The following is an 8,243-nucleotide window of genomic DNA, read 5'->3' as shown; positions in this document are numbered from 1 at the left end:
CAGCACGAACTCCCGACACCGCTCCGTCACAGATACCTCCAGCCAACCCATCCCGACCTCCCTGCCGCCACAGCAGAAGTGTCAGGTATGTCTCCGAACAGCTGTCAGGTATGTCTCAAGGCCGTACAACAAGCCCGGTGATGACGTGAGGAGGGCCGGCAGCGCCCTCCCCGTCCCTGCCCGGCCGTCGTGCCGATCCTCACAGGGGCAGATTCAGCGAGCAGCGCAGGCCCTCGGGCTGGAAGCGCATTTCCAGGAGGCCGCCGAGTTCGTCGCGGATGGTGCGCTCGATGAGGCGCGAACCAAAGCCGAGGCGCTTCGGGGGCTCGACCATGGGGCCGCCCTGCTCCACCCAATCCATCGAGAGGCGCCTCTGCCCCGCCGCGTCGGTCTCAGCCCGCCAGGAGATGTCGAGCCGTCCCTGCGGGACCGAGAGCGCGCCGTATTTCGCCGCGTTGGTGGCGAGCTCGTGCAGCGCGAGGCCGAAGCCCAGCGCCTGCTGGGGCTTCAGGCGGATCGGCTCGCCCGCCACGCTCACCCGGCCCTTGTCGAGGCCGCCATAGGGGATCATCTCGGCATGGAGAATATCCTCGAGCGAGGCGCTCTCCCACAATTCGCGCGTCAGGACGTTGTGGGTGGCGGACAGCGCCATGAGGCGCGCCTGGAAGGTTTCCTGGAAGCTGTCGAGATCGCGGCTGCCCCGCCGGGTGTGGAGCGCCAGCGACTGCACGACCGACAGCGTGTTCTTCACCCGGTGGTTCAGCTCCTGCACCAGGAGCATCTGCCGCTCCTCGGCCCGCTTCCGCTCGGTAATGTCCAGGCAGGCACCCACCATCAGGGCCGGTCCGCCCTTCGTATCCCGCAGCAGGCGGCTGCGATTATACATCCAGCGCAGGGAGCCGTCGGCCAGGATGGCACGGAACTCGTAGTCGACCGTGCTCCCGCTCTCGGTCGCGCCATCGATGACGCGCCCGATATGCTCATGATCGTCCGGATGCACGTAGCGGCGGAAGTCCCCGCGCTGGCGCGGAGCCTCCGCCGGATCGAGGCCGAAGAGACGCGCGAGGGCCGGGTCCCAGTCGACGGCATTGGCGCGGAAATCCCACCGCCATGTCCCGGCTCTGGACGCTTCGAGGGTCGTCAGCAGCCTTTCCTGGGCGACCTCGAGCCGGGCCGCGGCGCCGCGCAGGGACGAGGCCGCCACGACCGAGAAGGCACCGCCGAACAGGTAAATGCCGAGCCCCGTCAAGGTCTGCGCGGAGAACGGCGCCGGCCCATGGTCGAAGGACAGGAACCCGAAGGTGGCCGCCATTCCCAGCAGCAGCGCGCCCATTCCGGCCCAGCCGCCGGCCGCGATGGCCGTGAACAGCACCGCCGGATAGAGCGTGATGTAGGGCAGTTCATCGCCCAGCAGGGGATCCAGCGCATAGCGGACAAGCATCGCCGCGCCGACCGCCCCTGCGGCGTGCAGGGCCGAGGCGGCCCAGGAAAGCGGGCTGAGCGTCGTGAACCGGATCAGCAAGCGGAGCCTTTTCGTTTGCTCCGCTATATCACTTCAAATGACCGAATTCCAGCACATGCGAAAACCCCCGCGGCCCATGCCGCAGGGGTGTTGTTCATCGATGAGGGGAAATATCCCTCTCGAAGCCTAGATCCGTCCCATCAGCAGCAGGATGATCAGGATGAGCAGGACCACGCCGAGCAGGCCGCTCGGGCCGTAACCCCAGCCACGGCTGTAAGGCCAGGCGGGCACCGCGCCGATGAGCAGCAGGATGATCAGAATAAGCAGGATGGTGCTAAGTGCCATAGAAATACTCCTCCACACAGGTCGCCGCGACGCAGCGGCGTTCGCTCAGGGAAACTTGACCGTACGCGAAAAAGTTCCCGCCTTTTTGCCTGTGGATGAGTCCCGAGGGGGTAGGCCGGGACGCGGAACGATCACCCTGGCCTGACGTTACTTCCTCGGCGATGGGCGCCGCCTTCGGCGCGGCCCTGCGGGAGATCGCTACCCTTGATGGACCAGGACACCTCAATGCAGAAAAAGAAATCGAATTGGATGACACACGACGATCCAGAGCCCGTTCCTGGCCTCAACACATCCGCATCCCCTGCCCTCAGCCGCTCCGTCCAGGCCCAGATCGGCCAGCGCTTGCGCCAGTTCTACGATGCCCTGGCGCTGGGCGAGCAGCCGGTGCCGGACCGCTTCATCGAGATCATCAACCGGCTCGACGGCGCGAAGGGAGAGAAGCAGCAATCATGAGTATCGATATCGATTTGCGCGACTCCATGCTCAAGGCGACGCCGAACCTGCGCGCCTTCGCCATCTCGCTCACGAACAACGTGGACCGCGCCGACGACCTCGTTCAGGAAACCCTGATGCGGGCGATCGCCAATATCGACCGCTTCCAGCCGGGCACGAACATGCAGGCGTGGCTCTTCACCATCCTGCGCAACCTGTTCCATTCCGAATACCGCAAGCGCCGCCGGGAGGTGGAGGATGCGGACGGCAAATATGCCGCCGCCCTTTCGGTCCAGCCGGACCAGATGCCTCATCTCGATTTCGAGGATCTGCAGAAGGCGCTCGCCTGCCTGCCCCACGACCAGCGCGAGGCGCTGCTGCTGGTGGGCGCGTCTGGCTTTTCCTACGAGCAGGCGGCGGAGATCTGCGGCTGCGCGGTCGGGACCATCAAGAGCCGCGTCAACCGCGCCCGCAACCGTCTCGCCGAGCTGATGCACTTCACCGATATGGAGGAGGATCTCGGCCCGGACCGCGTCACCCTCTCGGTGATGCACGCGGTCGCGTGAGAGGCCTTGAGGCAAGCCCCGAGTTTTCAGCCGATAGGCGCGCCCGAGGTGCGCCCATCGTTTTAGCGGCGCCGGAACTGCTGGTTGCCACGCTGCGGCGGACGCGGACCGGAAGAGGCACCCGAGTCCTTGTGACGGAAGATCAGCCTGCCCTTTTCCAGATCGTAGGGGGACATCTCGACGGTCACGCGGTCACCGGCGAGGGTCTTGATTCGGTTCTTCTTCATCTTGCCGGCCGTATAGGCGATGACCTCATGCCCGTTGTCGAGCTGCACGCGATAGCGCGCGTCGGGCAGAATTTCGGTCACAAGCCCCTCGAAGGTGATCAGTTCTTCCTTTGCCATGCAAAGCCTTTCCCATAACAAAAAAGCCGCCCCTGAACCGGAACGGCCATCTGCAAGAGGACGTGCAGGGCACGCCCTCCGGCATTAAACCTTACGCGTTCTGCAGGTTCACTGCAGACTGGCGGCCGGTACGCTGGTCGGTCTGAAGCTCGTAAGAGATCTTCTGGCCTTCGCGCAAGCCGCGCATGCCGGCCCGCTCGAGAGCGGTCGCATGAACGAACACGTCCTTGCCGCCGTTGTCGGGCTGGATGAAACCATAACCCTTGGTTTCATTGTACCACTTCACGGTTCCCTGTTCCATGGGAAATCCTTTTCACTGTCGATTGCACGTGGATGAGGGCCAGAGGCCAGCCACCCGTTAGTCGATAGATGGTAGAGAAGGAACGTGCGCCCGGCAGTGCCAAAGCGGGAAGCCCAGTCGTCCGGCCAAATGTCGATGAGGCTGTACCTAAGGCACGGTTGGGGCAATTACAAGGCAAACTCCCCTTCAGGGGAACAAGCAGCCAAGCGTGGAAACTCAGGCGTTTCGCCCACCTTGACGTATCCCGGACACGAGGCGCTGCAAGGCTTCCTCGCCGGCCGGAGTGAAGACGATCTCCTGTCCGTCGGCCTTGACGAGGCCGCGCCCGTCGAGTTCGTCCACAGCGGCGTCGCTGGCCTTGTGGCCGACGCCGTCCTTCTGGATCACGCTGCGGACCCGCTGACCACTCGACAGCTCGTGATAGGCGGCGAAGGCGAAGACCGCCAGCGCCTCGTCGCTCAATCCGGACAGGTCCGCCATCGTGCACCTCGGCTCTCTTGAAAACCCTGCTCCGGTCAATGCGGGTTGGCGCCAACCGTTCAAGCGCGGCCTTGGAAAAACCTCGACAGGCAGTGGCGTTTGCACCCAGGAACACTCGTCCGGCCTTCACGTTGGTTGCGCGACGCCACCCTCCGGGTGGCCCCAATCCAAGACGACGAGGAGCGCTCACATGGCCAATGACCGCCGCTACGGCAATCAGGATTTCGACCGGCGCGACCGCGAGGACGACGGCTACATCGCCCGCCATGGCTTCGGCAATCGGCGCGCAGGATACGACCGCGGATATGGCTCAGGCGAGGATGACGGCTGGCGCCTCGAGCGCGAGGTCCGCGAACGCGATTATGGAGACTCGGCTGGCTACGGCAGCGGCGGCTCGTCTCTCGACTGGCGCGACGTGGTCGGCGAGGATCGCGGCGGCTATGAGCGGCCCTTCTTTGGCTCCGGCCGGAGCCGCGACCCGGATCAGTTCGGGCAGGACCGGTACGGCCGGAGCCGCACCGGATCGGAGAGCTTCGGGCGCGGATCGCGCGACTACAACGAGGATCGCGGCTTCTTCGAACGTGCCGGAGACGAGGTCCGCTCCTGGTTCGGCGACGAGGACGCGGAACGCCGCCGCGGGCGGGACATGCGCGAGGCCGGGATGCATCGCGGCCGGGGACCGAAAGGCTATCAGCGCTCCGACGCCCGCCTCACGGAAGACGTGAACGACCGCCTCACGGAGGATCCGCATATCGATGCATCGGAGATCGAGGTGCGGGTGGAGAACCGCGAGGTCACGCTCACCGGCACCGTGAATAGCCGCTTCGAGAAGCGACACGCGGAGGATCTGGCGGAGTCCGTCTCCGGGGTGACCCACGTGCAGAACAACCTGCGCGTCCAGCAGCAGGCGGATGCGGGCATCGCCGGGACCATGATGTCGGGCGCGGGCGCTGCTGGCGCCGGCAGCACGGGCGTACCGGAAACCTCGGGCACAGGCAGGGTTGCATCGACGCGGCGGCGGTCCGGCGGCTCCTCCGAGAGCGGGATCTGACGGGACCCCGATCCGGTTTACCAGGATGCGCTTCTCCCCTTGGGGACGAGGCGCATCTGTCGTACGAAGGTCTCTGCCTTTCCCCTGACACAGGCGCTCCCCATATGGGGATGGGAAAGACGAGGACGCTCATGGCAGGTATTTCGGTCACGCTCGAAGGCGACAACATCCAACTGGCATTCCAGAAGGGCGAGCAATCGACTGCCGTGGTCATGGACCCTCATGCAGCCCGCTCGCTGGTGCGGGCCGTGAGCCAGCTGCTCTCCGCCATCGGCGAATCCACCGAGGAAGGTAGCGAAGACATGCCGGAGGAACTGGTCGACGTGACGTCTCAGACCATCGATGTCGGCATGGACGAGCACGGCATGGCCGTGGTGGCCCTCCAGGCGGGCATGATGCCGCCTTTTCTGTTGCGCCTGAAGGACGACGAAGCCCGCCACATCGCCCAAAGCCTGCTCGAGATCCTCAACAGCCCGCGCGACGTCCGGGTTTCGCACGGGGATCATTGAATGTTTCTCGGCGAAGCGGTTTCGAGTTGCTGTCGAGGAATGCGGAGTATGTCCGAATTCAAGAAAGCTTGATCCGCACCTGAACGACCCATCCGGCCCTAAGCTCGGCCGGCGCGGAACTTCATTACGGCCATTCTGTTGTCGAACGCGGGGCATTCTCGGCCGCGCTTGGACAAGGCCATGGCAGTGCACGATCCAGATCTCGTTTCCGGTGCCCATCCCGGCGTTCCCATGATGAACGCCAAGGCGGAGCCGACCCTCAAATATCCGGAATCCGAAGCCTTCTATGCCGAGGCGCTCCGGGAGCTGAACAACCTCGGCCTCCCCTTCCTGCTCGCCGGCACCTATGCGCTCTCGGCCTATACGGGCATCACGCGCCCGACCAAGGACCTCGACATCTTCTGCAAGGCCGGCGACTACACCCGCGTCCTGTCGCATTTCAAAAGCATCGGCTATTCCGTCGAGATCGAGGACGACCGCTGGCTCGGCAAAGTGTTCAAGGGCCAATACTTCTTCGATGTGATCTTCGCTTCGTCGAACGGCACCATGCCGATCGGCGACCAATGGTTCGAGCGCGCGCGCCAGATCGAGGTCTTCGGCACGCCGGTGCGCATTGTCGGACCGACCGAGCTCGTCTGGTCGAAATGCTTCATCCAGCTGCGCCACCGCTATGACGGTGCGGACGTGGCACACACGATTCTGAAGGCCCACGACCAGATCGATTGGCATGCCCTGCTCGCCTACATGGAAGTGCATTGGGAGGTGCTGCTCATGCACCTGCTCAACTTCCGTTGGATCTATCCGTCGGAGCGCGACAAGGTTCCGCGCTGGGTGATGGACGAGCTTCTCGACAGACTCTCCAAGCAGCTAGACCTTCCGCCGCCGCAGATGAAGGTCTGCCGCGGACGGATGTTCTCCCGCATCGATTACGAAATCGACGTCAAGCAATGGGGCTTCGCCGATGTCGGTGGCGAAGGTGAATGGCGGAATGAGTGACGAACCACGGCAAGTCATGAAGGTCGCGGCCATGGGCGACCTTCACGTTCGCGAAGACAACTGGGTGTCCTATCGCGATATGTTCGGCGAGATTTCGAGAGAGGCCGATGTCCTGGTCCTGGCCGGCGACCTCACGGATCTCGGGAAACCGAGGGAAGCCGAACTTCTGGCGCAGGATATCAAGTCCTGCTCGATCCCCATCGTCGGCGTGCTCGGCAATCACGATTATGAATGCGGTGCGCATGAAGAGGTGACGCATATTCTGCGCGATGCCGGCATGCGTATCCTCGATGGACAATCTGTCGAGATCGACGGCGTCGGTTTCGTCGGCGTCAAGGGCTTTGCCGGCGGCTTCGGGCGCCGGATGCTCGGCTCCTTCGGCGAGCCGGCCATCAAGCAATTTGTCGGCGAGACCATGAACGAGACGCTGCGGCTCGAGAACGCCATGCGGCAGGTACGCGCGAAGCGCTCCATGGTCATTCTCCATTACGCGCCGATCACCGAGACGATCGAGAGCGAGCCGCTGGAAATCTATCCTTTTCTGGGCTCGTCGAGGCTGGCCGAAACCATCGACCGGTTCAAGGTCAGCGCCATCGTGCATGGTCACGCACATCGCGGTCGTTTCGAAGGACACACGCCTGGCGGCCAGCCGGTCTACAACGTCGCCAAGCACATCGAGAAGCCGAACGGCAAGCCCTACGCCATCATCGAAATTTGAGCCGGCGCAATTCGCCGCCGGCTCATGCTGCGGCTGACGCTCCGGCTCAGAAACGCGTACCGGGGCTCGTTGGGTTGCCCGGAAGGTAATCCGGTTCGGAACCGGGCCCCTTCGGATCCGTGATGCCAGGATCGTTGACGGGATACGGCGTGCGCGGGCCCGTCGGGCCCATATCCGGCTCCTCGTCGGGCATGGATCCGGGCGGCACCTCGCTCGGGATATTGCCGCCGGGAACAGGATCGTTGGTCGGCACTCCTGGATTGGTCATTGCTTCTTCCTCGATTTCTGTAGCCGTGATTGGGTCAACAAGCCCGCACGAACAGGGTTCCCGCGAGCGGAACCCCTTATCTTTCCATCCGTTTTCAGACAGATCCCTCAACGAATGGAGAATGCGATGCCTGACATTAAACAGGCCAAGATCCTCATCATGGCGACCGATGGTTTCGAGGAATCGGAATTGACGGTTCCGCAGGAGAAACTCTCCGATGCCGGCGCGACGGTCGAGGTCGCCGCACCGAAATCGCGCATGAAGTCCGGCAAGATCTACGGCTGGGACAAGACCGATTGGGGCAAGACCGTCTCCGTCGATAAGGACATCGAGGACGTGAACCCGGCCGATTACGATGCGCTCGTCCTGCCCGGCGGACAGATCAACCCCGACAAGCTGCGCACCGAGCCGAAGGCGCTCGAGATCATCCGTGCCTTCTACTCCTCCGGCAAAACCGTTGCCGCCATCTGCCACGCACCCTGGCTCCTCATCGAGGCCGGCGTGATCAAGGGCAGGCAATGCACGTCCTATCACTCGATCAAGACGGATGTGATCAATGCCGGCGGCCAATGGCGCGACGAGACGGTGGTGACCGATCAGGGTCTCATCACCAGCCGCAATCCGGGCGATCTCGATGCTTTCGTGAGCAAGATCATCGAGGAAATCCGCGAGGGCTCCCATGCTGGCCGGCGTGCGGCGGCAGAGTAACGATCCCAATACACGAACACAAAAAAGCGGCCGGTGAAAACCGGCCGCTTTCGTATTGATCCG

13 protein-coding genes are annotated in these 8,243 nt (G+C 63.7%); 7 read left to right on the top strand and 6 right to left on the bottom strand.

The window, feature by feature from the left end; translation table 11 throughout:
- Positions 1-199: 199 nt before the first annotated feature.
- Entirely contained in the window at positions 200-1,522 is a 1,323-nt protein-coding gene (locus tag AB4097_RS18900; RefSeq protein ID WP_442042372.1) for a sensor histidine kinase, read from the bottom strand.
- 126 nt (positions 1,523-1,648) lie between these two features.
- A complete protein-coding gene (locus tag AB4097_RS18895; protein ID WP_009494620.1) occupies positions 1,649-1,807 on the bottom strand; it encodes a DUF3309 family protein in 159 nt (52 codons plus the stop codon).
- A gap of 249 nt (positions 1,808-2,056) precedes the next feature.
- On the opposite strand from AB4097_RS18895, the gene AB4097_RS18890 reads away from it, so the two are divergent.
- Positions 2,057-2,260: a NepR family anti-sigma factor gene (locus AB4097_RS18890; RefSeq protein WP_442042369.1), complete on the top strand. Its 204-nt coding sequence runs from the start codon at positions 2,057-2,059 to the stop codon at positions 2,258-2,260.
- Entirely contained in the window at positions 2,257-2,805 is a 549-nt protein-coding gene (locus tag AB4097_RS18885; RefSeq protein WP_442042367.1) for a sigma-70 family RNA polymerase sigma factor, read from the top strand. The genes AB4097_RS18890 and AB4097_RS18885 overlap by 4 nt, the downstream gene beginning before the upstream one ends.
- 62 nt (positions 2,806-2,867) lie before the next feature.
- Here AB4097_RS18885 and infA read toward each other — a convergent pair whose 3' ends face one another.
- The 3 genes from infA to AB4097_RS18870 all read right to left on the bottom strand — a co-directional run bounded on the left by infA (position 2,868) and on the right by AB4097_RS18870 (position 3,930).
- Positions 2,868-3,149: a translation initiation factor IF-1 gene (gene infA, locus AB4097_RS18880; protein ID WP_009494617.1), complete on the bottom strand. Its 282-nt coding sequence runs from the start codon at positions 3,147-3,149 to the stop codon at positions 2,868-2,870.
- Positions 3,150-3,240: 91 nt separating this feature from the next.
- A complete protein-coding gene (locus AB4097_RS18875; RefSeq protein ID WP_009494616.1) occupies positions 3,241-3,450 on the bottom strand; it encodes a cold-shock protein in 210 nt (69 codons plus the stop codon).
- Positions 3,451-3,666: 216 nt separating this feature from the next.
- Positions 3,667-3,930, bottom strand: a complete 264-nt coding sequence (locus tag AB4097_RS18870) for a hypothetical protein (RefSeq protein ID WP_442042364.1) — start codon at positions 3,928-3,930, stop codon at positions 3,667-3,669.
- Positions 3,931-4,120: 190 nt separating this feature from the next.
- Here AB4097_RS18870 and AB4097_RS18865 point away from each other — a divergent pair, with 190 nt between their 5' ends.
- From AB4097_RS18865 to AB4097_RS18850, 4 genes are all read left to right on the top strand, one after another.
- The gene (locus tag AB4097_RS18865) at positions 4,121-4,981 is read left to right on the top strand and encodes a BON domain-containing protein (protein WP_442042362.1); all 861 of its coding nucleotides are present in this window, start codon (positions 4,121-4,123) and stop codon (positions 4,979-4,981) included.
- A 131-nt stretch (positions 4,982-5,112) separates the two neighbouring features.
- Positions 5,113-5,490 carry a hypothetical protein gene (locus tag AB4097_RS18860; RefSeq protein WP_442042360.1) on the top strand — a complete coding sequence of 126 codons (378 nt, stop codon included), beginning with the start codon at positions 5,113-5,115 and terminating at the stop codon, positions 5,488-5,490.
- A gap of 180 nt (positions 5,491-5,670) precedes the next feature.
- On the top strand, positions 5,671-6,486 hold the full coding sequence (locus tag AB4097_RS18855; RefSeq protein ID WP_442042358.1) for a nucleotidyltransferase family protein: 816 nt from the start codon (positions 5,671-5,673) through the stop codon (positions 6,484-6,486).
- Entirely contained in the window at positions 6,479-7,204 is a 726-nt protein-coding gene (locus AB4097_RS18850) for a metallophosphoesterase family protein (RefSeq protein ID WP_442042356.1), read from the top strand. The genes AB4097_RS18855 and AB4097_RS18850 overlap by 8 nt, the downstream gene beginning before the upstream one ends.
- A 46-nt stretch (positions 7,205-7,250) precedes the next feature.
- On the opposite strand, the gene AB4097_RS18845 is transcribed toward AB4097_RS18850, so the two are convergent.
- On the bottom strand, positions 7,251-7,472 hold the full coding sequence (locus tag AB4097_RS18845; RefSeq protein ID WP_442042354.1) for a hypothetical protein: 222 nt from the start codon (positions 7,470-7,472) through the stop codon (positions 7,251-7,253).
- Positions 7,473-7,598: 126 nt separating this feature from the next.
- Between AB4097_RS18845 and AB4097_RS18840 the strand changes: the two genes are divergently transcribed.
- A complete protein-coding gene (locus AB4097_RS18840) occupies positions 7,599-8,180 on the top strand; it encodes a type 1 glutamine amidotransferase domain-containing protein (RefSeq protein ID WP_442042352.1) in 582 nt (193 codons plus the stop codon).
- Positions 8,181-8,243: the final 63 nt, after the last annotated feature.

This window comes from Microvirga sp. 2MCAF35, assembly GCF_052115545.1.
Lineage (GTDB): Bacteria > Pseudomonadota > Alphaproteobacteria > Rhizobiales > Beijerinckiaceae > Microvirga.
This window is presented reverse-complemented; position numbering and strand designations above follow the sequence as displayed.